Annotated in this window: 24 protein-coding genes; 6 read left to right on the top strand and 18 right to left on the bottom strand. The window is 64.3% G+C overall.

The features are described from left to right. Positions 1-80: 80 nt before the first annotated feature. From FB597_RS08800 to FB597_RS08740, 13 genes are all read right to left on the bottom strand, one after another. A complete protein-coding gene (locus FB597_RS08800; protein WP_144769257.1) occupies positions 81-821 on the bottom strand; it encodes an SDR family NAD(P)-dependent oxidoreductase in 741 nt (246 codons plus the stop codon). 2 nt (positions 822-823) lie between these two features. Continuing rightward, complete coding sequence (locus tag FB597_RS08795; RefSeq protein WP_255464002.1) at positions 824-1,354, bottom strand: 2,4'-dihydroxyacetophenone dioxygenase family protein; 531 nt, start codon at positions 1,352-1,354, stop codon at positions 824-826. 438 nt (positions 1,355-1,792) lie between these two features. After that, a complete protein-coding gene (locus tag FB597_RS08790; RefSeq protein WP_144769255.1) occupies positions 1,793-2,692 on the bottom strand; it encodes a LysR family transcriptional regulator in 900 nt (299 codons plus the stop codon). A 62-nt stretch (positions 2,693-2,754) separates the two neighbouring features. After that, on the bottom strand, positions 2,755-3,588 hold the full coding sequence (locus FB597_RS08785) for a dioxygenase (RefSeq protein ID WP_144769253.1): 834 nt from the start codon (positions 3,586-3,588) through the stop codon (positions 2,755-2,757). A gap of 152 nt (positions 3,589-3,740) precedes the next feature. Beyond that, positions 3,741-4,154 carry a DoxX family protein gene (locus tag FB597_RS08780; protein ID WP_141914471.1) on the bottom strand — a complete coding sequence of 138 codons (414 nt, stop codon included), beginning with the start codon at positions 4,152-4,154 and terminating at the stop codon, positions 3,741-3,743. A 197-nt stretch (positions 4,155-4,351) separates the two neighbouring features. Then, on the bottom strand, positions 4,352-5,608 hold the full coding sequence (locus FB597_RS08775; protein ID WP_144769251.1) for a class I SAM-dependent RNA methyltransferase: 1,257 nt from the start codon (positions 5,606-5,608) through the stop codon (positions 4,352-4,354). A 90-nt stretch (positions 5,609-5,698) separates the two neighbouring features. After that, entirely contained in the window at positions 5,699-6,304 is a 606-nt protein-coding gene (locus tag FB597_RS08770; protein ID WP_144769249.1) for a 2-hydroxychromene-2-carboxylate isomerase, read from the bottom strand. A 74-nt stretch (positions 6,305-6,378) separates the two neighbouring features. Continuing rightward, positions 6,379-6,804 (bottom strand): CopD family protein, encoded by a 426-nt coding sequence (locus FB597_RS08765; RefSeq protein ID WP_144769475.1) that lies wholly within the window; start codon positions 6,802-6,804, stop codon positions 6,379-6,381. A gap of 151 nt (positions 6,805-6,955) precedes the next feature. Next, positions 6,956-8,224 carry a glutamate-5-semialdehyde dehydrogenase gene (locus FB597_RS08760; protein WP_144769246.1) on the bottom strand — a complete coding sequence of 423 codons (1,269 nt, stop codon included), beginning with the start codon at positions 8,222-8,224 and terminating at the stop codon, positions 6,956-6,958. A gap of 186 nt (positions 8,225-8,410) precedes the next feature. Continuing rightward, the gene (gene holA / locus FB597_RS08755; protein WP_144769244.1) at positions 8,411-9,430 is read right to left on the bottom strand and encodes a DNA polymerase III subunit delta; all 1,020 of its coding nucleotides are present in this window, start codon (positions 9,428-9,430) and stop codon (positions 8,411-8,413) included. Positions 9,431-9,454: 24 nt separating this feature from the next. Beyond that, entirely contained in the window at positions 9,455-10,000 is a 546-nt protein-coding gene (gene lptE / locus FB597_RS08750; RefSeq protein ID WP_141914465.1) for an LPS assembly lipoprotein LptE, read from the bottom strand. Positions 10,001-10,016: 16 nt separating this feature from the next. Then, positions 10,017-12,665: a leucine--tRNA ligase gene (gene leuS / locus FB597_RS08745; RefSeq protein WP_144769242.1), complete on the bottom strand. Its 2,649-nt coding sequence runs from the start codon at positions 12,663-12,665 to the stop codon at positions 10,017-10,019. A gap of 233 nt (positions 12,666-12,898) precedes the next feature. After that, positions 12,899-13,570 carry a DUF1120 domain-containing protein gene (locus tag FB597_RS08740; protein ID WP_141914463.1) on the bottom strand — a complete coding sequence of 224 codons (672 nt, stop codon included), beginning with the start codon at positions 13,568-13,570 and terminating at the stop codon, positions 12,899-12,901. Positions 13,571-13,855: 285 nt separating this feature from the next. On the opposite strand from FB597_RS08740, the gene FB597_RS08735 reads away from it, so the two are divergent. From FB597_RS08735 to FB597_RS08710, 6 genes are all read left to right on the top strand, one after another. Continuing rightward, positions 13,856-14,920, top strand: a complete 1,065-nt coding sequence (locus FB597_RS08735; protein ID WP_144769240.1) for a LacI family DNA-binding transcriptional regulator — start codon at positions 13,856-13,858, stop codon at positions 14,918-14,920. Positions 14,921-14,994: 74 nt separating this feature from the next. Beyond that, on the top strand, positions 14,995-16,002 hold the full coding sequence (locus FB597_RS08730; RefSeq protein ID WP_144769238.1) for an ABC transporter substrate-binding protein: 1,008 nt from the start codon (positions 14,995-14,997) through the stop codon (positions 16,000-16,002). 20 nt (positions 16,003-16,022) lie between these two features. Then, positions 16,023-16,862 (top strand): ABC transporter permease, encoded by an 840-nt coding sequence (locus tag FB597_RS08725; protein WP_144769236.1) that lies wholly within the window; start codon positions 16,023-16,025, stop codon positions 16,860-16,862. Between the two features lie 10 nt (positions 16,863-16,872). Next, positions 16,873-17,676, top strand: a complete 804-nt coding sequence (locus FB597_RS08720; RefSeq protein WP_144769234.1) for an ABC transporter permease — start codon at positions 16,873-16,875, stop codon at positions 17,674-17,676. Continuing rightward, positions 17,673-18,743 carry an ABC transporter ATP-binding protein gene (locus FB597_RS08715; RefSeq protein WP_144769232.1) on the top strand — a complete coding sequence of 357 codons (1,071 nt, stop codon included), beginning with the start codon at positions 17,673-17,675 and terminating at the stop codon, positions 18,741-18,743. Before FB597_RS08720 ends, FB597_RS08715 begins: the two co-directional genes overlap by 4 nt. Further along, positions 18,740-19,567 (top strand): phosphodiesterase, encoded by an 828-nt coding sequence (locus FB597_RS08710; protein WP_144769230.1) that lies wholly within the window; start codon positions 18,740-18,742, stop codon positions 19,565-19,567. The genes FB597_RS08715 and FB597_RS08710 overlap by 4 nt, the downstream gene beginning before the upstream one ends. 404 nt (positions 19,568-19,971) lie before the next feature. Here the strand turns inward: FB597_RS08710 and FB597_RS08705 are convergent, their stop codons facing one another. The 5 genes from FB597_RS08705 to FB597_RS08685 all read right to left on the bottom strand — a co-directional run bounded on the left by FB597_RS08705 (position 19,972) and on the right by FB597_RS08685 (position 22,903). Then, positions 19,972-20,298, bottom strand: coding sequence for a barstar family protein (locus tag FB597_RS08705; protein ID WP_144769228.1), 327 nt, complete (start codon positions 20,296-20,298; stop codon positions 19,972-19,974). Between the two features lie 2 nt (positions 20,299-20,300). Beyond that, complete coding sequence (locus FB597_RS08700; protein WP_141914455.1) at positions 20,301-20,720, bottom strand: biopolymer transporter ExbD; 420 nt, start codon at positions 20,718-20,720, stop codon at positions 20,301-20,303. Positions 20,721-20,738: 18 nt separating this feature from the next. Continuing rightward, positions 20,739-21,434, bottom strand: coding sequence for a MotA/TolQ/ExbB proton channel family protein (locus tag FB597_RS08695; RefSeq protein ID WP_141914454.1), 696 nt, complete (start codon positions 21,432-21,434; stop codon positions 20,739-20,741). 112 nt (positions 21,435-21,546) lie between these two features. Next, positions 21,547-22,353, bottom strand: a complete 807-nt coding sequence (dapB, locus tag FB597_RS08690; RefSeq protein WP_141914453.1) for a 4-hydroxy-tetrahydrodipicolinate reductase — start codon at positions 22,351-22,353, stop codon at positions 21,547-21,549. 16 nt (positions 22,354-22,369) lie between these two features. Beyond that, positions 22,370-22,903 carry an outer membrane protein assembly factor BamE gene (locus FB597_RS08685; protein ID WP_255464001.1) on the bottom strand — a complete coding sequence of 178 codons (534 nt, stop codon included), beginning with the start codon at positions 22,901-22,903 and terminating at the stop codon, positions 22,370-22,372. Between the last annotated feature and the right edge of the window lie 36 nt (positions 22,904-22,939).

The following is a 22,939-nucleotide window of genomic DNA, read 5'->3' as shown; positions in this document are numbered from 1 at the left end:
TGGCTGCATCTTCCCGCGACCGCCTCTTGTCCGGATCATTCTTTGCTGTGGCCCATTCCGGTCATGGGTCTCAAAATCCCTTAGTACGTCGCGCGGCCGCCGGAGAGGTCGAACACGGCGCCGGTATTGAAGGTGCACGATCCCGAGCACAGCCAGGCCACCATCTCGGCGACTTCATCGACCGTGCCCAGGCGCGCCATCGGGCTCTTGTCGATCATGTTCTGCACGTGCGCGGGCGACATCTGCGCCAGGAGCTGGGTCTTCACCGCGGCCGGCGCCAGTGCGTTGACCAGCACGCCGGCATTGGCCAGTTCCTTGCCCAGCGACTTGGTCAGGGCCAGCACGCCGGCCTTGGAAGCGCTGTAGGCCGAGGCGTTGGGCGTGCCTTCCTTGCCCGCCAGCGAGGCGATGTTGACGATGCGCCCCCTGCCGGCGGCGCGCATGGCCGGCACCACGCTGCGGCAGGTGTGGAATACGCCCAGCAGGTTGACGTTGACGATGCGGTGCCATTCGGCCACGTCATATTCGTCCAGCGGCACGGTGGAGCCGGCATAGCCGGCGTTGTTGACCAGGAAATCGATGCGGCCGGCGTCGGCCAGCAGGCGTTGCGCGGCGGCATCGGTGGAAGCCGGATCGGTGATGTCGACTTCTTCCTGCCGGAACGGCGAGGCCGGATCGGCCTTCAGGTCCCAGCACACCACTTGCGCGCCGGCGCGGGCCAGGCGCTGGCCGATGGCCGCGCCGATGCCGCCGTTGCCGCCGGTGACCACTGCCACGCAATCCTTGAAATCGTAATCGGCGTTGTTGTAGGTCGTGCTCATGCTTATCTCACGAACTGGTTGACGTAATCGCCGCCCAGGCCGACCGCTTCGTAATGCTTGCGGCACATCTCGAGCTTGGTATAGACGTCTTCATAGCCCTCGAACTTGCCCCAGGGGTCGCAGTAGAACATCACGCCGGTGATGTGGAAGTAGGTGATCATTTCTTCCACGTCTTCGGGGACGAACAGGGTATGCGTTTCACCCGGCGGTTCGAACACATAGCTGCCTTGCTCGGCGATCCAGTTGTGTTCCAGGTAGCGCCATTTGCCCTTGAGCACCATGCCGTGCACCGGCGCCGGATGGCGGTGGCGCGACAGCACGCCGGACTTGCGCACGCGCAGCAGGTTGGTCCAGTAGCCTTGCGAGACGTTCAGGCACAGCGGGCGGAACCAGACGTTCTCGGCCTGCGGCACCCAGATGCGCTCGTCTTCGGGAATGGCCGGGTTGACCACGATCTCCAGCGGGGCTTCCTTGGGATTGGGAAATTGGTAGGGCATCATCTTCGAGTCGGCTGGCATGGGTGCGCTGCTCATTGGGTTCTCCTCATTGGTGTGTTTTCTGGCACCATATGTTCACTATATGGACATATAGTCTGCAATGTGGTCACTTTGCGCGATCGGCGAGAAGATGTCAAGCCAGGCGTCGGCGCGAATACAGCCGTGAAAGCGAGTCATGGACATCCATGCAGATCGCTGCCTGTCCAGGGTTTGGAGGGTGATGGCGCATATGACGGGGGAGGGCGCGTGCCGCAACGCGAGCCATATATGAAGGGCCATGCCCGTGAAGTCGCTTATCCGCGACAGAATCGCCGACCAATACAGTGGTCATACCAATTTCAGCGGGCGCAGTGTAGTCCAGTCGAGCGGGGAAGTGCGCCGGATGAAGGATGAAAATTTTGCACTGCCGCATTCATCCCAAGCGACGGGAAGAATCCAGGCGAAAGGCGGGCGGAAAGGGCGGAAGGGGGGGGCTCAGTCGTTCCAGTGCACTTGCTTGAAGGCTTCGGACAGGAAGTCCAGCATCGCCCGCACTTTGGGTGGCAGATGGGCGCGGCTGGGATAGACGGCATAGATGCCCAGTTCCGGCGCGCTGTATTCGGTGAGCAGCGGCACCAGCCGGCCGCTGCGCAGATGCTGGTCGATCATGAAGGTGGGTTGGCGCGTGATGCCCGCCCCGCCCAGCGCCGCCGCCACGCAGCTGTCGCCGTTGTTGACGTGCATGCGGGAGCGCACCTTGACGCTGACCGCGCCTTCGGGGCCGTCGAACTGCCAGTCGTCCTTGCCGGTGTTATAGCTGTAGCTGATGGCCTGGTGCTGCGCCAGTTCGTGCGGGTGGGTCGGCGTGCCGTGCTTGTCGAGATAGTCCGGCGAAGCGCACACCAGCAGGCCGGTGCTGGCCAGCTTGCGGTGCACCAGCGTGGAGTCGGACAGACGGGCGATGCGGATGGCCATGTCGAAGCCTTCGTCGATGATGTCGACGATGCGGTCCGACAGCGTGATGTCCAGCGCCACGCCGGGATAGCGTTCCAGGAACATCGGCCACAGCGGCGCCAGGTGCAGCACGCCGAAGGTGTGCGGCGCGTTGATGCGCAGCAGTCCGCCGGGGTTAGCGGCGCCGGCCAGCAGCAGGTCGTCGGCCTCTTCCAGGGCGGCCACGATCTGCTTGCAGCGTTCCAGGTACAGCGTACCGGCTTCGGTGAGCGACAGGCGGCGCGTGGTTCGCTGCATCAGGCGCGAGCCCAGCCGCGCCTCCAGTTCAAGGACGGTGCGCGAGACCGCCGCCTTGGAGATGCCAAGCGCATCGGCGGCCTTCACGAAGCTGCCCAGCTCGGCCACGGCGATGAAGCATTCGATTTCGCGCAGTTTGTTCAAATCCCGTATCCCCGCAACGGCGCCGCGGGAGCACCGTTCCGCGGCTTGCGGAGACGGATGGCTCAGGCGGCTGCCGGTAGTTGTGCCAACAGCTTGGAGGCCGAGCCGAAGGCGAAGGCATCCATGCGCAGGCTATGATACGTCGAACCGCTGTCCAGGTGCACGAACTGCGTCCAGTCATCGGCCGCGCCCATGGCGAAGAACAGCGTGAGCAAGTGTTCGTCGCTGGGATGGTTGCGCACCGCGTGCGGCGCGGTGGTACGGTAGCCGAACAGGCCTTGCAGGTCGCCGGCATGCATGCGCTCGAGGAACCAGCGCAGGAACTCCGTCGTGTGCGCAGCATCGTCGGTCGCGGCCGGATCGTTGCGGCGCAGTTCGCGCAGGTTATGCGTGAAGCTGCCGGAACCGACCAGCAGGATGCCTTCCCTGGCCAGCGGCGCCAGCAACTGGCCGACCCGATAGTGATAGTCCGGCGGCATGTGCGACTGCAGCGACAGTTGGACCACCGGCACATCGGCTTGCGGATACAGGTAGCGCATCGGCACCCAGGCGCCATGGTCCAGGCCCCAGCTGCCATCGGCGTCGGCCGGCACGCCGCCGTCGCGCAGCAGGCGCGCCACATGCTCGGCCAGCGCCGGCTGGCCGGGGGCCGGGTAATCCAGTTGGTAGAGCGCTTGCGGGAAGCCGCCGAAGTCGTGGATCACCGGCGGCTTGGGCTGGTTGCCCACGCGCGCGGTCGCGGTTTCCCAGTGCGGCGAGACGATCACGATCGCCTTGGGCCGGGGCAGCGCCGCGCCGATGCTGGCGAGCAGCGGGCCGGTACGGCCGGGTTCCACGGCCAGCATGGGCGAGCCGTGCGAGACGAACAGCGAAGGCAGGGGCAGGGAATCGGACATGGCGCTCTCCGGTGGAATGGTTGGTAATGCTACTCCCCGTTCGTCCTGAGTAGCGGCTGCGCCGCGTATCGAAGGCGAGCCGTCTGCGTGTCTTCGATGCGGCCCTTGACGGGCCTGCCCAGTCCGAACGGTATTTGGGTACTTGGGATTTCTTAGTTGCGATGTTCGCGCTTGAGGGCGAAAGCGCCGTCACCCAGCAGGAAGACGGCAACCAGGCCGACGATCCACAGCGCCAGGTATTCCCAGCCGCCCTTCGGATTGGTGAAGAAGAAGCCGGCCGGGCCATGCACCAGCACGATCGCGCCCAGCAGGTCCAGCGCCAGCGGGATGGCCAGCCAGCGGCCGTAGTAGCCCAGCACCAGCGCCAGGCCGCCGACCACTTCCAGCAGCATCACCGGATAGGCCAGGAAACCGGGCACGCCCAGCGAGGCGAAGAAGCCCGCGGTGCCGGCCGGCGTGAAGACGAAAATCTTCAATCCGGCATGGACCAGGAAGAAGATGCCCATGGTGACGCGCAGCAGGAAGGCGGCGTAGTCGGCTTTGGTATTGGCGGTGACGGTAGTCATGATATTCCCCGGATAAGTGTGTGGATGAGGCAGCCGGATGATGCGCATTGCGTTGTGGAGCGGCTGCCCATGACGACACTTTAGGGAAAGATCGGGTGCAGATAAATCCGTTTGGGCGGGAAGGATTGTCTCGCCGAGGTTGACAATCGACTGGCAATCGCTTGGCTGGCAATCGCTTCCTGCCGGCGGGGCTGCGTTCAGTCTTCGCTGTTCTTGGCGTGCGGCTTGGCTTCCTCGCGGCGGTTGTAGCCGGCCACCATGTCGAAACGGAACAGGCGGCATTCCAGCGCACCGTTGAAGAACGGCGTCTTGCGCGACTCCTTCAGGCGCATCAGCTTGGGCAGACCGAGGTCGGCCGAGAACAGGAACACGCTCCAGCCGGCGAAGCGTTGCTTGAGCGTCGTGCTGAAGGCGCTGAAGAACTGCGCGAACAATTCCTCGGTCGGCAAGGCGCGGTCGCCGCGCACGCCGATACGCTCGCCGTAGGGCGGATTGGTGAGGATGATGCCGACCAGCGGCTTGCCGTCGGCGCCGACCGGCGGCTTCACTTCCTGCGCCTCGATCTGTTTCAGGGGAATCTCGAACTGGATGCCGGCGCGCGCCAGGTTATGGCGCGTCAGTTCGACCATGTCGCCCGAGATGTCGCTGCCGAACAGCGTCGGGGTAGTCGGCAGCGGATTGGGCTTGAAGTCGCCCTTGATGGCCAGCCAGGCTTCGGCATTGAAGTTGCTGAATTTCTCGAAGGCGAAGCGGCGGCGCGCGCCCGGCGGCACGCCGGCCACCATTTGCGCGGCTTCGGCCAGGATGGTGCCGGAACCGCACATGGGGTCGAACAGCGGCACGCCCGGCTTCCAGCCGGAAGTGCGCAGCAGGCCCGCGGCCAGGTTCTCGCGCAGCGGCGCGTCGCCGGTTTCCTCGCGCCAGCCGCGCTTGAACAGCGCTTCGCCGGAGGTGTCGAGGTAGACCGTGTAATTGTGCGCGTCGACGAAGCCGGCGATGCGCATGTCGGGCGTCTTGGTGTTGACTGAAGGGCGCAGCTTCATCAGGTCGAGGAAGCGGTCGCAGATGGCGTCCTTGATCTTGAGCGTGGTGAACTCCAGGCTGCGCAGCGGCGACTTCACGGCGGTCATGTCCACGCGGATGGTGTGCGAGACCTTGAACCAGTCTTCCCACGGCTGCGCCAGGGTCAGGTCGTAGATGTCGTTTTCGTTCTTGTAGGAACCGTGCGCCATGCGCAGCAGCACGCGGCTGGCGATGCGCGAATGCAGGTTCAACTGGTAGGTCGCCAGCAGCGTGCCCGAGCAGTGCACGCCGCCCGGCACCTGGTTGTGCACCTTCAACGCGGCGGCCGGGCCGGCATGCTGGGCGATTTCATCGAGTTCTTCGGCCAGGGCGGTTTCCAGCCCGCGCGGGCAGGGGCAGAAGTAGGAATAGGTGGTCTGGAAGGATTGCATGGGGGTACCTTTTGTCCGTTGTATGTCATGTCCAAATGAGGACGCCGGGCCGCGAATGCGCGGCCCGGCGTCATTTTACCGCTGAAGTCCTCAGGACTTGGCGAATGCGCGCTCGACGAAGTCGAGGCGATCCTGGCCCCAGTAGCCTTCGCCCTCATAGATGAACCAGGGCGCGCCGAACACGTTGGCGGCATTGGCTTCATCGGTGAAACGGTCGAATTCGGCCTGCACGCTGGCGGTTTCCGACGACTTCAGCAGCGCCGCGCCATCGTGGCCCAGCGCGTTGGCGATGGCCGCCAGCGTGTCGTTGTCGGCGATGTTCTTCTGCTCTTCCCACACGCCGCGCATGACGGCGCCGGCCAGCTTGAGCGAGGCGGCGGTGCCGTGCGCCAGCTGGGCGGCGATGATCATGCGCGCGGCGGTGTCGCTGTTGACCGGGAAGTAGGTGGGTTGCAGGATCATCGGCTTGTCGAGGAATTCGCTCCAGCGCGCCAGTTCCTTCAAGCGGTAGGCCTGGCGCTGCGGGGCGCGCTTGGCCAGCGGCAGGCCGCCGGAGACGCCGAAGATCTTCGACAGGTCGAACGGCTTGGGCAGGATCTGCACATCGTATTTTTCGGCGAGGGCGACGAAGCGCTCGTGGCCCAGGTAGGCGAACGGCGAATGCGGCGCGAAGAAGTATTCACAGGTTTTGCTCATGACCGGCTCCGGTTGGCTGATGAGAGTGGATGATCTACGGCTTGAAAACGGAAGCGCTTGGAACGGCGGCGCGCTTAAAACGGCTTGACTACGACCAGGATCACGATGGCCAGCAGCAGCAGTACCGGCACTTCGTTGAACCAGCGGAACCAGACATGGCTGCGCGTGTTTTTCCCCAGTTCGAATTTCTTGAGCAGCGGACCGCAGGCATGGTGGTAACCGATCACCAGCAGCACCAGGAAGATCTTGGCGTGCAGCCAGCCGTTGCCCGGCCCGCGCCAGAATTGCCAGGTCAGCGCCAGCAGCCAGAGGCCGGAGCCCAGCGCCGCCAGCGCCGTGATGCCGGTGAAGCGGTACAAGCGGCGCGCCATGCCCAGCAGGCGCTCGCGCGCCACCAGTTCGGTCTCCTGCGCCAGGTTGACGAAGATGCGCGGCAAATAAAACAGGCCGGCGAACCAGGAGGCGATGAAGACGATGTGCAGCGCTTTGATCCAGAGCATGGTGTTCCTTGGCTGGTCGATGGGATGGACGGCCGCCGCCTGCCCGCGCATGACGGGCTGTTCCAGCGACATGATGGCGGCGGCTTGTGTCCGCCTGATTACCTGATTGCTGCGGTGTTGCCGATGATGCTGATGTTGCCGCCGGGGCAGCTTACTGGCGCACCTGGCCCTGGCCCAGCACCACGTACTTGAGCGAGGTCAGGCCTTCCAGTCCGACCGGGCCGCGCGCGTGCAGCTTGTCGTTGGAAATGCCGATCTCGGCGCCCAGGCCGTATTCGAAGCCATCGGCGAAGCGGGTCGAGGCGTTGACCATGACCGAGGCCGAATCCACTTCGCGCAGGAAGCGCATGGCGCGCGTGTAGTCCTCGGTGATGATGCTCTCGGTGTGCTGCGACGAATGGCGGTTGATGTGCTCGATCGCCTCATCCAGGCCGGCCACCACCTTGATGGACAGGATCGGCGCCAGGTATTCGGTGTCCCAGTCCTCGGGCACGGCATCCTTGAGCAGCGGATAGCCGGCCAGGATGGCAGCGGCCTCGGGATCGCAGCGCAGCTCCACTTCCTTGGCGCGGTACAGTTCGGCCAGCGGCGGCAGGACGGCGGCGGCAATGTCGCGCGCCACCAGCAGGGTTTCCATGGTGTTGCAGGTGCCGTAGCGGTGGCACTTGGCGTTGAAGGCCACGTCCAGCGCCTTTTGGGCGTCGGCGCGGTCATCGATGTAGACGTGGCAGATGCCGTCCAGGTGCTTGATCATCGGCACCTTGGATTCCTTGATCAGGCGCTCGATCAGGCCCTTGCCGCCGCGCGGCACGATGACGTCGACGTATTCCTGCATGGTGATGAGCGCGCCCACCGCGGCGCGGTCGGTGGTTTCGACCACCTGCACCGCGTCTTCCGGCAGGCCGGCGCCGGCCAGGCCTTCCTTGACCAGCCTGGCCAGCGCCTGGTTGCAGTGGATCGCTTCCGAGCCGCCGCGCAGGATGGTGGCGTTGCCGCTCTTGATGCACAGGCCGGCGGCATCCACCGTCACGTTCGGGCGGGCTTCGTAGATGATGCCGATCACGCCCAGCGGCACGCGCATCTGGCCGACCTGGATGCCGGTGGGGCGGTATTTCATGTTGCTGATCTCGCCGATCGGGTCGGGCAATTGCGCGATCTGCTCCAGGCCTTCGGCCATGGTGGCGATGGCCTTGTCGGACAGCGTCAGGCGATCCAGCATGGCCTCGGCCAGGCCATTGGCGCGCGCCGCGTCCAGATCCTTGGCATTGGCGGCGCGCAGCGCATCGGCGTCGCGCCGGATGGCGGCGGCGATCAGGACCAGCGCCCGGTTCTTGGCGGCGGTGTCGGCACGGGCCATGGCGCGCGAAGCTGCGCGCGCACGTTGGCCGATCTGGTTCATGTAGAGCTCAATGTTTTCCATGAGTGTGTTTCTTTCCGTGCCTGTGCGCTAATTAGAACATGTTCAAAATCTTGTTGCTGTGCCTTCGATACGCCGCTAAAGCGGCTACTCAGTCCGAATGGATACGTGATGAACTTTAAACCGTTCGGCCTGAGTAGCGGCGCCGCCGCGTATCGAAGGTTCTCCTGAGCTTGTCGATGGGGAGATCTAGCGTCCGCGCGCCAGTTTCAGCCCCAGCTGCGACAACGCATCCCACGGGTCGCCGGCGAAAGCCTTGGCGCGCAACCCTTTGACCATGCGGTCGATCTGCGCGGCTTCCTGCAGCGCGGTTTGCAGCGCCGGCAGGCTGATGCGGCGCAGGGCCGGTTCCATCAGCTTCTCGCGTGGGCCCCAGATGCGGTATTCCTTGAGCAGGGCGCCGACGGCCTTGCCTTGCGCCATGCCGGACTTCAGTTTGAGCAAGGTGCGGATCTCTTCGGTCACCGCCCACAGCACCAGCGGCAGCGCTTCGCCTTCGCCCTTGAGGCCGTCCATCATGCGCGTCAGGCGCGCCACGTCGCCCGACAGCATCGCTTCATTGAGCTTGAATACGTCGTAGCGCGCCACGTTGAGCACGGCATCCTGCACCTGTTCGAACGAGAGCTGGCCGGGCGGATGCAGCAAGGCCAGCTTCTGGATTTCCTGGTGCGCCGCCAGCAGGTTGCCTTCCACGCGGTCGGCGATGAAATCCAGGCAGGGGCGGCCGGCGCTTTGCTGCTGGGCCGCCAGGCGGTTGCCGATCCAGCCGGGCAACTGGGCGCGTTCGACCAGCGGGATGTCGATGTAGACCGCGGCCTGCTGCAAGGCGCCGACCCAGGCCGCTTTTTGCGTGGCCCAGTCGAGCTTGGGCAGGCTGATGATGGTCAGGTTGTCGGGGCTCAGGTTGGCCGCATATTCCTGCAGCGCGGCGCCGCCGTCCTTGCCGGGTTTGCCGGTGGGGATGCGCAGTTCGATCAGTTTCTTGTCGCCGAACAGCGATTGCGACTGGTTGGCCGCCAGCAGTTCGCCCCACTTGAAGCTGCGCTCGACCACCAGCACGTCGCGCTCGGTATACCCGTTGGCGCGCGCGCTGCGGCGGATCTTGTCGGCCGCCTCCAGCGCCAGCAGATGCTCGTCGCTGGCGATCACATACAGCGGCGCCAGCGTCTTGCCGAGATGGGTGTCGAGGGCGTCGTGCCGTAGTTGCATGGAGCGGGTTCCGTCAGGCGCGGCTCAGGAGTCGCCGCCGGCCGCGGCCTTTTCGGTCGAAAGCGCCGATTTCGAGGCCGACAGGCGGCGCAGGATCTGCTGCACCAGGTCGGACTGCATGTCGCGGTACAGCAGCGCTTCTTCAGCCTGCTTGGCCAGTTCCTGGTTGGCATCGTAGGTAATCACGCGGCGCAAGGTGATGGCCGTGGGCGGGATGGTCACGGCGCCCTTGGCGTCGGTCACCGAGAAGGTGAAGCGCTGGAACAGCGCGTATTCACGCACCCGGCCGTCGGTGTTGAGGGTCAGGACCTGTTTGTCGCGGGTATCGGAAAGCACCTTCAGGATGGCTTCGGCCTCCTTCTGGTTGTCGACCACCGTGGTGCCGCTGGCCTGGATGTTGCGCTTGAGCTCCACGCCGACCGCCGAGTTGGGCGCGAAGCCCAGGTAGATGGTCTTGAACGGCAGGTCGGCCGCGCCGCGCAGGTGGAAGCCGCAGGCCGTCAGCAGCAGGGCGGCGGCCAGCATGAGCAGCCATTGCCCGATGCGTGTTTGTTGTGCTTGAGCGTGCATGGATATCCGTTCGAAATCAGACCACGATGTTGACCAGCTTGCCCGGCACCACGATGACTTTCTTCGGGGTGCCGGCGACGAACTTCTGTACGTCTTCATTGCCCAGCGCGGCGGCTTCGATGGCGGCGCGGTCGGCATCCTTGGCGACCGTCACTTCGCCGCGCAGCTTGCCGTTGACCTGCACCACCAGCTTGATTTCGCTTTGCTCCAGCGCGCCGGCATCCACCTGCGGCCATGCCGCGTCGAGGATGTCGCCGAAGGCCTTGGCGTAACCCAGTTCCTGCCACAGCGCGTGGGTGATGTGCGGCGCCACCGGGTTGAGCACGCGCAGGAAGATCGAGAAGCCTTCGGCGAGCACCGCGTTGGCGGCGGCGCTGTCTTCCAGCCTGGCGCCTTCGAGCGTGTTGAGCATCTTCATGCAGGCCGAGACCACGGTGTTGTACTGGATGCGCTTGAAGTCGTTGTCGGCTTGTTGCAGCACCTTGTGCACCTCGCGGCGCAGTTCCTTCTGCTTGTCATCCAGGGCCGCGGCGTCCAGCTTGCCGGCAGCCGCGATGCGCGCGGCATTGTTGTAGCCGAAGGCCCATACGCGGCGCAGGAAGCGGTTGGCGCCTTCCACGCCGGCGCCCGACCATTCCAGCGTCTGCTCCGGCGGCGAGGCGAACATGGTGAACAGGCGCGCGGTGTCGGCGCCGTACTGGTCGATCTGCGCCTGCGGGTCGATGCCGTTGTTCTTGGACTTGGACATCTTCTCGGTGCCGCCGATTTCCACCGGCTGGCCGTCGGCCTTGAGGATGGCCGACACCGGGCGTCCCTTGTCGTCGAAGGTCAGTTCCACGTCGGCCGGGTTGATCCAGGTCTTCTTGCCGGCGGCGTCTTCGCGGTAGTAGGTTTCGTTCAACACCATGCCCTGCGTGAGCAGGTTAGTGAACGGCTCGTCGAACTTGACCAGGCCGAAGTCGCGCATGACCTTGGTCCAGAAGCGCGCGTACAGCAGGTGCAGCACCGCGTGCTCGATGCCGCCGATGTACTGGTCCATCGGCATCCAGTAGTCGTTGCGGCTGTCGACCATGGCCTTGTCGCTGTGCGGCGAGGTATAGCGCATGTAATACCAGGACGAATCCACGAAGGTGTCCATGGTGTCGGTTTCGCGGCGCGCCGGCTTGCCGCAGCTGGGGCAGTCGACGTGCAGGAATTGCTCGTGCTTGTTGAGCGGGTTGCCGCTGCCGTCCGGCACGCAGTCTTCCGGCAGCACCACCGGCAGGTCTTTTTCGGGCACCGGCACGTCGCCGCAGTGCGGGCAGTGGATGATGGGGATCGGGGTGCCCCAGTAGCGCTGGCGCGAGATGCCCCAGTCGCGCAGGCGGAAGGTGACTTTCTTCTCGCCCAGGCCCTTGGCGGCCAGGTCGGCGGCGACTGCCTCGACCGCGGCCTGGTAACCCAGGCCGTCGTACTTGCCGGAGGCGATCGTTTTGCCGCTTTCCTTGTCGCCGTACCATTCTTGCCAGGCGTCGGTGGAGTAGGTCTTGCCTTCCACGCTGATCACCTGCCTGATCGGCAGGCTGTATTTTTTGGCGAAGGCGAAATCGCGCTCGTCGTGCGCCGGCACGCCCATCACGGCGCCATCGCCGTAGGTGATCAGCACATAGTTGCCGACCCACATTTCGACTTTCTCGCCGGTCAGCGGATGGGTGACGAACAGGCCGGTCGGCATGCCCTTCTTTTCCATCGTCGCCATGTCGGCTTCGATGACGCTGCCCTTCTTGCATTCGGCGATGAAGGCCTGCAGTTCCGGCTTGTTCTTGGCGGCGAAGGTGGCCAATGCGTGTTCCGGCGCCACGGCGCAGAAGGTCACGCCCATGATGGTGTCGGCGCGGGTAGTGAACACGTACAGCTTGCCGTCGTTGATCGGCGCGCCGTCGTCATCCTTGATGTCGTGCGGGAAGGCGAAGCGCACGCCGGTCGACTTGCCGATCCAGTTGGCTTGCATCAGGCGCACGCGTTCCGGCCAGCCGGGCAGCTTGGTTTCGACGTGTTCCAGCAGTTCGTCGGCGTAGTCGGTGATCTTGGCGTAGTACATCGGGATCTCGCGCTTTTCGATCAGCGCGCCCGAGCGCCAGCCGCGGCCGTCGATCACCTGCTCGTTGGCCAGCACGGTCTGGTCGATCGGGTCCCAGTTCACGGTGCCGGTCTTCTTGTAGATGATGCCCTTCTCCAGCATCTTCAGGAACATCCACTGGTTCCACTTGTAGTACTCGGGCGAGCAGGCGGTCATCTCGCGCGACCAGTCGATGGCCAGGCCCATCGAGGCCATCTGCTTCTTCATGTACTCGATGTTGGAATAGGTCCACTGCGCCGGCGGCACGCCGTTGGCCATCGCGGCGTTTTCGGCCGGCATGCCGAAGGCGTCCCAGCCCATGGGCATGAGCACGTTGTAACCGTTCATGCGCAGGTAGCGGTACATCACGTCATTGATGGTGTAGTTGCGCACGTGCCCCATGTGCAGCTTGCCGGACGGGTAGGGCAGCATCGAGCAGGCGTAGAACTTCTTCTTGTCGCGGCCTTGGGCGTCCTTGGCGTGTTCGACGGTCTTGTAGGCGTCGATGGCGTTCCAATGCTGCTGCGCGGACTGCTCGACTTCGGCGGGGCTGTATTTATCTTGCATGACGGGATGAAACGAATGGAAACGGTTGGAATTCGAAACCCTGCATTATACCGGCTCGTTCCAGGGGGAGGCAGTCTGGCGCGATGGCCGCACGCGGATGTAAAGACCGGCAGGTATTTCCTTTCCGGAAACAAAAAAGCCCGCTTCGCAGGCGAAGCGGGCAAAGTGGCCCCCAGGAGGGGCCAGGGAAGACTATCGCAGGATGGCGCAGGAAAACTGCTGGTGTCGCAGGCTTACAGGTACTTCACTTCGATCGTGGCCGAACCGTCCAGGTTGATGTCCTGGGTCAGGTCCAGGTTTTCAGGCTTGTTCAGGATGGCGACCACGGACAAGGTGCCGCTGACGACCCGGTAGGAACCCGGGGTGGTGCTGCCGGCCGGCGCCCAGGACAGCATGCGGCCCGTGGTCATGCCGCCGGCGCTGACTGTGCTCCAGCTCGGGGTGGCCGACACCGCCGAACCGATGGTGTTCACGGCAACGCCGTCGCCGGTGAAGGAACCTTGCTTCATCGAGAAGTGGAAGGCGCCGATGTTCTTGCCGGCGGCAGCGCCCAGGCCGAACATGCTGCTTTCGGTGGCATTGCGCGAGACCATCGCGGCCAGGCCGGTCACCTTGCTGGCGGCCTTGTTGTCGACCGCCGTCACGGCCATCTTGACCGGGGCTTCGCAAGTGATCGTGAACGGCACTTCCTTGGTGTCGAGAACCTTGTTGGCGCCCGGGGTCAGGGAACCGGCGGGGATGTTGCCATAGTCGATCACGGCCGAGCCGGTGCCGATGGTCGGGGTGCAGGCGACCGGCTTGATCACGCCGGTGACCTTCAGTTCTGCGCTGGGGCCGGCAAAGACGGCGGCCGAGGCCAAGGCGGCGATAGCGGTGAAAGCGGAGCGGGCGATAACGTTGTGCATGATGTTTCCTCGGTTGGGGATGGCGTTGGATTCATATGCATCGCGCTGTTTGCAGACTTCGTTTGCTTGATGCAGTGACGTCAGTTTGCCGATTCGTTCCTCGTGTTTATATGAGAAAAATCTCAAAAAACAGATTGCATTAATATCAACATATTTCGTTTCGCTTGCCGTGAATGTTGCTATATTAGCAATATTCTTCGACCTTCCTCCCGGGGCGGCATGGTCATGAGCCCGTCATAATCGGCTGGCACGATGTAATCGTTTTCATGCCATTGAGCGATTCCCGTGCGACCTTCCATCAAGCAAGTAGCCAATCTGGCCGGCGTTTCCATCGCCACCGTTTCGCGCCTGTTGAACAAGCCCGGTTCGGTGAGCGCCGAGACTGCCGAGAAGATCCAGCGCAGCATCGAGCAGCTGGGTTTTCGCCCCAACTTCAACGGACGCAACCTGCGCGCCGGCAATTCGCGCACCGTGGGCGTGGTGGTGCCGACGCTGTCGAACACGGTGTTCGCCCAATGCCTGCAAGGCATCGAGCTGGCCGCGCGCGAACTCGATTACTCGGTGATGTTCACCACCACCGAATACCAGCCCCATGACGAGTCGGCCGCGGTCGAGCTGCTGCTGAGCCATCGCGTTGACGGCGTCATCCTGACGGTGGCCGACGCCGGCGCCAACGCCACGCTCGACTTGCTGGAGCGCGAACAGATCCCCTTTGTGCTGACCTACAACCAACTGGCGCAACCGGCGCCGGGCGAGCTGCCGGGCGCGCGGATATCGGTGTCGGTCGACAACCGGGTTGCCGCCTGCGACGCCGTGACGCACCTGATTCGGCTGGGGCACCGCCGCATCCGGATGCTGTCGGGCCGCTTCAATGCCTCGGACCGGGCGATCCAGCGCTATTACGGCTACCTGGATGCAATGCGCATGGCCGGGCTGGAGCCCATGTCGGCCATCGAAGTGGAGCGCCATACGCTGACCGCGGCGACCGACTACCAGCAGATGATGGCCGACCCGGTCCGGCGTCCCACGGCCTTGTTCTGTTCCAACGACCTGCTGGCCATGAGCGCCATGCGCGACCTGCGCGCGCTCGGCCTGCGCGTGCCGCAGGACATTTCGGTGATGGGCTTCGACGGCATTCCCGTGGGCGCCCTGATGGAGCCGGTGCTGGCCAGCGTGGTACAGCCGTCGGAGCAGATCGGCGACGTCGCCTTGCGCACGCTGGTGGCGTTGCTCGAGCGCGGCCCTGGCGCCGCCGGGGCCGCCAATGCAGCGCCTGCCGGCGGCATGCGGCATGTGTTGCCGCATGCGGTCAGGGCGGGCGGATCGGCCGCGCCGCCGAGCCAGTCCTGAGCTGTTGCCGTTTGTTTTTCGTAGCGTTTTTGTCTTTGTCGTTTTGTCGTTCAACCTATTGGAAAGGACCTGACATGTTCCTGAAACGTGTTGTTCAAACCGTCGCCGGCGCCCTGCTGCTGTCGGCTTCCGTCGCAGCCTCCGCCCAGACCTCGATCTGCTACAACTGTCCGCCGGAATGGGCCGACTGGGCTGCCCAGATCAAGGCCATCAAGGACAAGACCGGCATCACCGTGCCGCCGGACAACAAGAACAGCGGTCAGGCCCTGGCGCAACTGACGGCCGAGAAGGCCAGCCCGGTGGCCGACTTCACCTACCTTGGCGTTTCCTTCGGCATCGAAGCCAAGGCCAAGGATCTGGTGGCGCCCTACAAGCCGGCCAACTGGAATGACATTCCCAACGGCCTGAAGGACCCGGACGGCTACTGGTTCACCATCCACTCCGGCACCATGGGCATCATGGTCAACGTCGACGCCCTCAAGGGCAAGCCGGTGCCCAAGTCCTGGGCCGACCTGCAAAAGCCGGAATACAAGGGCCTGATCGGCTACCTCGATCCGGCCTCGGCCTTCGTCGGCTATGTCGGCGCGGTGGCGATCAACCAGGCGCTGGGCGGTTCGCTGAACGACTTCTCGCCGGCCATCGCCTATTTCAAGAAGCTGCAGCAGAACCAGCCCATCGTTCCCAAGCAGACTTCGTACGCGCGCCTGATCTCGGGCGAGATCCCGATCCTGCTGGGCTATGACTTCGACGCCTACCGCGCCAAGTACAAGGACCGCGCCAACGTGGCCTTCGTGATCCCGTCCGAAGGCACGGTGAGCGTGCCTTACGTGGTGTCGCTGGTGAAGAACGCGCCGCACCAGGCCGAAGCGAAGAAGGTGCTGGACTTCCTGCTGTCCGACCAGGGCCAGGCGATCTGGGCCAATGCCTACCTGCGTCCGGTGCGCGCCTCGGCCATGTCCAAGGAAGCCGAATCGCGCTTCCTGCCGGCGGAGCAATACGCCCGCGCCAAGTCGGTGGACTACGGCAAGATGGCTGAAGCGCAGCGCAAGTTCGGCGAGCGCTACATGGCGGAAGTGCGCTGATGCAAGCGGCAGGACAGGCAATGGCAGTGCCCGGCCGGACACGGCGCAACGGCAACGGCGTCTGGCTCTGGTTCGCGGCGCCGGGGATGGCCTTGTTCTGCGCCTTCTGGCTGCTGCCCATGGTGCGTCTGCTCGGCGTGGGCGCTTCCGGGCCGGATGGCGCGATGGCCTATCTCGCGGTGCTGACCAACCGCCATTACTTCGCCAGCCTGGTGTCGACGCTGGCGTTGTCGGTGGCGGTCACGGCCGCCACGTTGGCCATCTCGGTGTTGGTCGGCCTGTTCCTGCAGCGCAACCGTTTTCCCGGGCAATCCCTGCTGCTGGCCATGCTGACTTTCCCGCTGGCGTTTCCCGGCGTGGTGGTCGGCTTCATGGTGATCATGCTGGCCGGCCGCCAGGGCCTGATCGGCGCCTTCACCGACTGGCTGTTCGGCCAGTCGCTGGTGTTCGCGTATTCGCTGTCGGGGCTGTTCCTCGGTTACCTGTATTTCTCGATCCCGCGCGTGATCCTGACCGTGGTGGCCGGCGCCGAGAAGCTCGATCCCTCGCTGGAAGAAGCGGCCCGATCCCTGGGCGCCAAGCCCTGGCAAGTGCTGCTGCACGTGGTGCTGCCGGCGCTGTCGCCGGCCCTGATCTCGTCGGGCGCGATCTGTTTCGCCACCAGCGTCGGCGCCTTCGGCACCGCGTTTACGCTGGCGGCCAACATCGATGTGCTGCCGATGACCATCTATAACGAATTCACCGGCTATGCCAATTTCGCCGCCGCCGCGTCGCTGTCCATCGTGCTGGGGGCGATCACCTGGCTGGCGCTGGCATTGGCGCGCTCGCTGACCGGCAACGGCGTGGCCGCGGCGGCATGAGGCAATGACGATGAAACGTAATCTGCGTTTTTACCTGCAACTGGCCTTCACGCTGCTGGTGTGCGCCTTCCTGATCGTGCCGGTGCTGCTGTCGATGCTGGCCGGAGTGACCGAGAATTTCTTCGTCGGCCTCTCTAGCGGCCTCACGCTGCGCTGGGTGGCGCAGGTGTGGGAGATGTACCAGCCCACCATCTGGCGCTCCATCTTCATCGCGCTGGCCTGCCTGGCGGTGACGGTGCTGGCCGGCGTGCCGCTGGCCTACATGCTGGCGCGCTACAAGGGCGGCAACAGCCGCATCGCGCGCGCCATCGAAGAATTGCTGATGATGCCGGTGGCGGTGCCGGGGCTGGCCACCGCGCTGGCACTGATCATGGCCTACGGCCAGTTCCGCGCCTTTCGCGGCAGCCTGGCCTTTATCCTGGCGGGGCATGTGCTGTTTACCCTGCCGTTCATGGTGCGTCCGGTGCTGGCGGTGATGCAGTCCTCGCAACTGGCCCTGCTGGAAGAGGCGGCGGCCAGCCTCGGCGCCGGCATGATGCGGCGCTTCTTCAGTATCGTCATTCCCAATGTGATGTCCGGCATCCTGGCCGGCGCACTGATGGTGGTGACGCTGTCCATCGGCGAATTCAACATCACCTGGATGCTGCATACGCCGCTGACCCAGACCCTGCCGGTGGGCCTGGCCGATGCCTACGCCTCGATGCGACTGGAAGTCGGTTCGGCCTATACCCTGATTTTCTTTTTCATGATCATCCCGCTGCTCATCGGCATGCAGTGGGTGACCCAGGCGACACGCAAGAGAGCAAGTCTATGAAGCAAGCTGTTCCGATCCGGCTGGCGCAATGCGCCAAGTCTTTTGAAAATGGTACGCGCGCGCTGCAGCCGCTCGACCTTGAAATCCGCGCCGGCGAGACGCTGGTGCTGCTGGGGCCTTCGGGCTGCGGCAAGACCACCACGCTGCGCATGATCGCCGGCCTGGAATTCCCCGACCAGGGCGGGCGCGTGATGTTCGGCGACGAGGACGTGACCGCCTTGCCCATCGAGAAGCGCGGCGTTGGCATGGTGTTCCAGAATTACGCACTGTTTCCCAATATGACGGTGGGCGAGAACATCGCCTACGGCATGAAGATCCGCAAGGTCGCCGCCCCGGAGCGCGCCGGGCGCGTGGAAAAGCTGCTGGAGATGGTGCACCTGCAGGGCTTGTCGCAGCGCCGCGTCGACCAGCTTTCCGGCGGCCAGAAGCAGCGCGTGGCGCTGGCGCGCGCCCTGGCGGTGGAACCCAGGGTGCTGCTGCTGGACGAGCCACTGACCGCGCTGGATGCCAAGTTGCGTGAAGCGGTGCGCAGCGACCTCAACCAGTTGCTGCGCAAACTCGGCATCACCGCCGTCTACGTCACCCACGACCAGGGCGAGGCGATGGCGCTGGGCGACCGCATCGTCGTGATGGAGCGCGGCAAGATCTCGCAGATCGGCAGCCCGCAGGATATCTATTACCGCCCGGCCAATGCCTTCGTGGCCGAGTTCATCGGCGCCATGAACCGGGTCGACGGCGTGGCCGGCGCTGGCCGCCTGCGACTGCCTGCGGGCAGCCTGCCGTTGCCGGATAATGTGGCAGACGGCCAGCCGGCGACGGCCATGTTCCGCCCGGAAGACGTGCAGTTGCTGGAGGCCGGGGAGGCCGCCGGCGATACCTTGCGCGGGGCTATTCTCAACAGTTTCTTCATGGGCGACCGCAGCCGTGTCGAGATCGATATCGGCGCCGGCCGGCCGGTGATCGTGGAAACCAGCAAGCGCGGGCTGTGGCAGCCGGGGCAGATGGTCGCGCTGAGCGTGCCGGCCGCGGCCCTGGTGAAGGTGCCGGCCGGTAAGGAGGCAGCATGATTTTGGGACAAATTTCCGACCTGCACATCAAGACCGATGGCAAGAAGTCTTATCGCGTGGTCGATACCGCCGAGAGTTTGCGCCGTTGCGTGGCGCAGGTGAACGGATTGCGGCAGAAGCCGGATGCGGTGGTGATCACCGGCGATCTGGTCGATTTCGGCAAGCCGTCCGAATACGATTTCCTGCGCAAGCTGCTGGCGCCGTTGAGCATGCCGTATTACCTGTTGCCGGGGAACCATGACGAACGCCAGGCCTTGCGCGCGGCGTTTCCCGATCATGCTTACCTGCAGCAGGGCGGGGAGCGCATCGAGTATGTGATCGACGAGCATCCCATCCGCATCGTGGCGCTGGATACGGTGATTCCGCGTTCCAGCAGCGGGGCGCTGGCGCCGGCCAGCCTACTCTGGCTGGACGATGTGCTGGCGGCGCAGCCGGACAAGCCGACCGTGATCGTGATGCACCATCCACCGTTTCGTACCGGCATCGGGCATATGGACGATATCGGGCTGGCTCAGCCTGATATCCAGGCGCTGGAGGCAGTGGTGCGCAAGCATGCGCAGGTTGAACGGGTGTTGTGCGGGCATTTGCATCGCGCTATCCAGCGGCGCTTTGGCGGGACGGTGGCTTCTACTTGCCCCGGGGTGTCGCACCAGGTTTTGCTTGATCTGGATCCGCGGGCGGATTCATGTTTTGTGATGGAGCCGGCGGGGTTTCAGTTGCATTGGTGGGATGAGATGGCGTGCAGCCTGGTTAGCCATACTGCTTTTGTGGGGGAGTTTGAGGGGCCTTATCCGTTTTATGATGGAGAAGGGTTGATTGATTGAGTTGGTTTTTTGGTAGTCTGGTCTTGCTGCTGGTCGATGTACTGGCTCTATGCTTTTCTTTCTCCGGTCGGAGCGGAGCGCCGGGGGCGGCCCGGCAGCCGCTCACTTTTCTTGTCTCGCCAAGAAAAGTAAGCAAAAGAAGCGACCGCTACTGCCCAGCCCCTTCGGGGTGCCCGCTGAGGAGACGGAAAAAATGGGCGTGGCAGAGTCGCTTCGCTCCGACTGCCCCGCTGATCCATTTTTTCCGTCTCCTCAGCGGCTGGTCAGAAGCGGACTTCGTAACCGGCTCGCCTTCGGCATTGCGGTGCTTTCCCTCGCCTGCGGCTTCGATGCTGTGGCTCGCTATCTTGTTTTCGCCGTCATCCTGACGAAGGTCAGGATCCAGCGTCGTTCAGTGCCTCACATCACTTCCAGACCAACTCCAGCACCGGCTCTTCCCCATAATCCTCGCAACGGTCATTGATCGCCGTACAGCAAAACTCCACATCCTCTACCAGTGCCGGCAAGCGCTTGTGCAAGTCTGCGCTGCCGCTGATCTCAATGCGCAGCACTTCCTTCGGTTTGAGCCTGAACTTGCACATGCCGTCGTCATCGCGCAGGTAAGAGAGGCAGTCGACCCAGGCGTCCATGTTGCGGCCGTAGAAGTCCGGGAAGCCGAAGGCTTGCGCGCTTTCGGTGTGGAAGCTGTCCCAGTCGGTGATGCGGTCGCCTGCGAGTTGTACGGTTGCCATGCTTATTTGGGTTTGGGATCGGTGACGAAGCCGAGCTTGGTCAGGCCGGCGCCTTGGGCGGCGGACATGACTTCGGCGATGGTTTCGTAGCGGGTGGATTTGTCGGCGCGCAGTTGCAGTTCGGGTTGCGGCTGGCGGGCCGAGGCGGTAGCGAGGCGGGTGTCGAGTTCTTGCGCGCTGACCGGCTGGTCGTTCCAGTACAGTTTGCCGGCGGCGTCGATGCCAACGGTGACGGTTTCCGGTTTTTCCGGCGCCGGGGCCGATTGCGCGGTGGGCAGGTCGAGCTTGAGCGCGTGCGTAAACAAGGGCGCCGAGATGATGAAGATCACCAGCAGGACCAGCATCACGTCGACCATGGGCGTGACGTTGATGTCGGCCATCGGGCCTGAATGCTGGTTGTCGTTGAAGCCGCCGAAACTCATCGGGTTCTCCTTCGCTGTTTATTTGCGTACGCCGCCGACGCGTTCGCCGGTGGTGAGGTAGGCGTGCAGGTCGTGGGCGAAGCCGTCCAGTTCGGCCAGCACCACGCGGTTGATGCGGGTGAAGGCGTTGTAGGCCAGCACTGCGGGGATCGCCACCACCAGGCCCAGCGCGGTCATGATCAGCGCTTCGCCGACCGGGCCTGCGACCTTGTCGATCTGCACCGTGCCGCTGGCCGAGACTGCCGCCAGTGCGTGGTAGATGCCCCAGACGGTGCCGAACAGGCCGACGAAGGGGGCGGTCGAGCCGACCGAAGCCAGCAGCGTCAGGCCGCGTTCCAGGCGCGCCGAGACGCGGTTGATCTCGCGCCGCAAGGTGCGGGTGATCAGTTCGTCGCGGCCCGTGGTGGCATTGAGCGACGGCGCCGACTGCTGGCGGGTGCCGATGTCGGCGGCGTCGGCGGCGCGTTCGGCCATCGGGGTGTAGATCAGTTCGCTGTCCGCGCCTTGCATCGCAGCGATGGCGTCGGGCAGCGTCGGCGCCTGCCAGAATTGCTCCAGCGCGTTGCTGCCGCGGCGGATGCGCCAGGCTGCCCAGGCCTTGGAGAGAATGTAGAACCAGCTGGCCACCGACATGATCAGCAGCAGGTAGGCCACGGTGTGCGAAACGGCATCGCCTTGCGCCCAGTAATGGGCAAATCCGACATTCGATTCCATAGGAGCAGTCTCTTGATCGTTAACAGGTTCTTGGATCGGTGTTCCAGAAAAAAATTCGCTGCCGGACCAGGCAGGCGCGGCAGCGAATTTCTGTCATAGCATCCTGGCGGGCTTACTTAAAGCCCAGCACATCTTGCATGTCGTACAAGCCGGTCTGCTTGCCGGCCAGGAAACGTGCGGCGCGCAGGCTGCCCATGGCGTACGAGACGCGGCTGGAGGACTTGTGCGAAATCTCGATGCGTTCGCCGATGCCGGCGAACAGCACGGTGTGGTCGCCAATGATGTCGCCGCCGCGCACGGTGGCAAAGCCGATCGAGGACGGGTCGCGCTCGCCGGTCACGCCTTCACGGGCGTAGACGGCGACGTCGTCGAGTTTCTTGCCCAGCGCGTCGGCGATCACTTCGCCCATCTTCAGCGCGGTGCCGGAGGGAGCGTCGACCTTGAAGCGGTGGTGCGCCTCGATGATCTCGATGTCGTAACCCTGCGAGAAATTCTTGGCGGCCATTTCCAGCAGCTTGAGCGTCACATTCACGCCCACGCTCATGTTGGGCGCGGCCATGATGGCGGTCTTTTGCGCGAAGGCGGCGATGGCGTCCTTGCCGGCCGCTTCGAAGCCGGTGGTGCCGACCACCACTTTCACGCCGTGCGCGGCGCAGTATTCGAGGTGTTTGAGCGTGCCTTCAGGGCGGGTGAAGTCGATCAGCACGTCGGCGTTGGCCAGGCCGCGGGCCAGGTCGGATTCGATTGTCACGCCGGTGGCCTTGCCCAGGAAGGCGCCGGGGTCGGTGCCCACGGCGGGCGAGGCCGGGGTGTCCAGCGCGCCGGCCAGGGCCAGGTCGTCGGCGTTGAGGACGGCTTCGATCAGCATGCGGCCCATGCGCCCGGAGGCGCCGGCTACCGCGATTTTCAGTGCAGTCATGAATCAGCTTCGGAGGTTATTCTTTGGAGGACGACGGGGCTTCAGGCGCGGCCGGTTTGACGTCGCTGCTGCTGGTGAATGCCGCCTTGGCGCCCGCTTTGGAATTGGTGATCAGCGTCAGGTATTCGCTTTCGGTGGGCAGGTCCTCGCCGCCGTCGACGTGCTCCACCAAGCCATCCTTGAAGAACACCGAGACGCGGCTGGACATGATTTCGCCATTGCCCTTGGCCAGGCGGAAGTCATAGTCCCAGCGGTTGGAGTGGAACATGTCGTTCAACAGCGGCGTACCCAGCACGAAGCGCACCTGGTCGCGCGTCAGGCCGGGGCGCACCTGGGCGACCATTTCCCTGGAAACGAAGTTGCCTTGCTGGATGTCGATGCGATAGGGCTTGAGGAAGCCGAACAGGCTGTTGCTCTTGCCGGTCACCTTCACGCCCGATGCGTCGGTTGCGGCCGACTGTTCCGGCGCCTTGGTCGAGGAACAGCCGGACAGCGCCACGCTCAGCGCTGCAAACATGCCGATTACGGCAATCAGGGAATGGGACTTCATTCGGGAAAGCATTCGCATAAAGATGTCAACCGGGTT

The organism is Herbaspirillum sp. SJZ099 (genome assembly GCF_007828355.1).
Lineage (GTDB): Bacteria > Pseudomonadota > Gammaproteobacteria > Burkholderiales > Burkholderiaceae_D > Herbaspirillum.
This window is presented reverse-complemented; position numbering and strand designations above follow the sequence as displayed.

Bases quoted from the DNA above. Each gene is read 5' to 3' on its own strand.
- FB597_RS08765 (WP_144769475.1), bottom strand. From the start codon at position 6,804: ATGCTCTGGATCAAAGCGCTGCACATCGTCTTCATCGCCTCCTGGTTC.
- FB597_RS08770 (WP_144769249.1), bottom strand. From the start codon at position 6,304: ATGAGCAAAACCTGTGAATACTTCTTCGCGCCGCATTCGCCGTTCGCC.
- FB597_RS08700 (WP_141914455.1), bottom strand. From the start codon at position 20,720: ATGAGTTTCGGCGGCTTCAACGACAACCAGCATTCAGGCCCGATGGCC.
- FB597_RS08685 (WP_255464001.1), bottom strand. From the start codon at position 22,903: ATGAAGTCCCATTCCCTGATTGCCGTAATCGGCATGTTTGCAGCGCTG.
- holA (WP_144769244.1), bottom strand. From the start codon at position 9,430: ATGCAACTACGGCACGACGCCCTCGACACCCATCTCGGCAAGACGCTG.
- FB597_RS08775 (WP_144769251.1), bottom strand. From the start codon at position 5,608: ATGCAATCCTTCCAGACCACCTATTCCTACTTCTGCCCCTGCCCGCGC.
- FB597_RS08695 (WP_141914454.1), bottom strand. From the start codon at position 21,434: ATGGAATCGAATGTCGGATTTGCCCATTACTGGGCGCAAGGCGATGCC.
- FB597_RS08740 (WP_141914463.1), bottom strand. From the start codon at position 13,570: ATGCACAACGTTATCGCCCGCTCCGCTTTCACCGCTATCGCCGCCTTG.
- FB597_RS08715 (WP_144769232.1), top strand. From the start codon at position 17,673: ATGAAGCAAGCTGTTCCGATCCGGCTGGCGCAATGCGCCAAGTCTTTT.
- FB597_RS08785 (WP_144769253.1), bottom strand. From the start codon at position 3,588: ATGTCCGATTCCCTGCCCCTGCCTTCGCTGTTCGTCTCGCACGGCTCG.
- FB597_RS08800 (WP_144769257.1), bottom strand. From the start codon at position 821: ATGAGCACGACCTACAACAACGCCGATTACGATTTCAAGGATTGCGTG.
- FB597_RS08710 (WP_144769230.1), top strand. From the start codon at position 18,740: ATGATTTTGGGACAAATTTCCGACCTGCACATCAAGACCGATGGCAAG.
- lptE (WP_141914465.1), bottom strand. From the start codon at position 10,000: ATGCACGCTCAAGCACAACAAACACGCATCGGGCAATGGCTGCTCATG.
- FB597_RS08760 (WP_144769246.1), bottom strand. From the start codon at position 8,224: ATGGAAAACATTGAGCTCTACATGAACCAGATCGGCCAACGTGCGCGC.
- FB597_RS08725 (WP_144769236.1), top strand. From the start codon at position 16,023: ATGGCAGTGCCCGGCCGGACACGGCGCAACGGCAACGGCGTCTGGCTC.
- dapB (WP_141914453.1), bottom strand. From the start codon at position 22,353: ATGACTGCACTGAAAATCGCGGTAGCCGGCGCCTCCGGGCGCATGGGC.
- leuS (WP_144769242.1), bottom strand. From the start codon at position 12,665: ATGCAAGATAAATACAGCCCCGCCGAAGTCGAGCAGTCCGCGCAGCAG.
- FB597_RS08705 (WP_144769228.1), bottom strand. From the start codon at position 20,298: ATGGCAACCGTACAACTCGCAGGCGACCGCATCACCGACTGGGACAGC.
- FB597_RS08730 (WP_144769238.1), top strand. From the start codon at position 14,995: ATGTTCCTGAAACGTGTTGTTCAAACCGTCGCCGGCGCCCTGCTGCTG.
- FB597_RS08795 (WP_255464002.1), bottom strand. From the start codon at position 1,354: ATGAGCAGCGCACCCATGCCAGCCGACTCGAAGATGATGCCCTACCAA.
- FB597_RS08720 (WP_144769234.1), top strand. From the start codon at position 16,873: ATGAAACGTAATCTGCGTTTTTACCTGCAACTGGCCTTCACGCTGCTG.
- FB597_RS08780 (WP_141914471.1), bottom strand. From the start codon at position 4,154: ATGACTACCGTCACCGCCAATACCAAAGCCGACTACGCCGCCTTCCTG.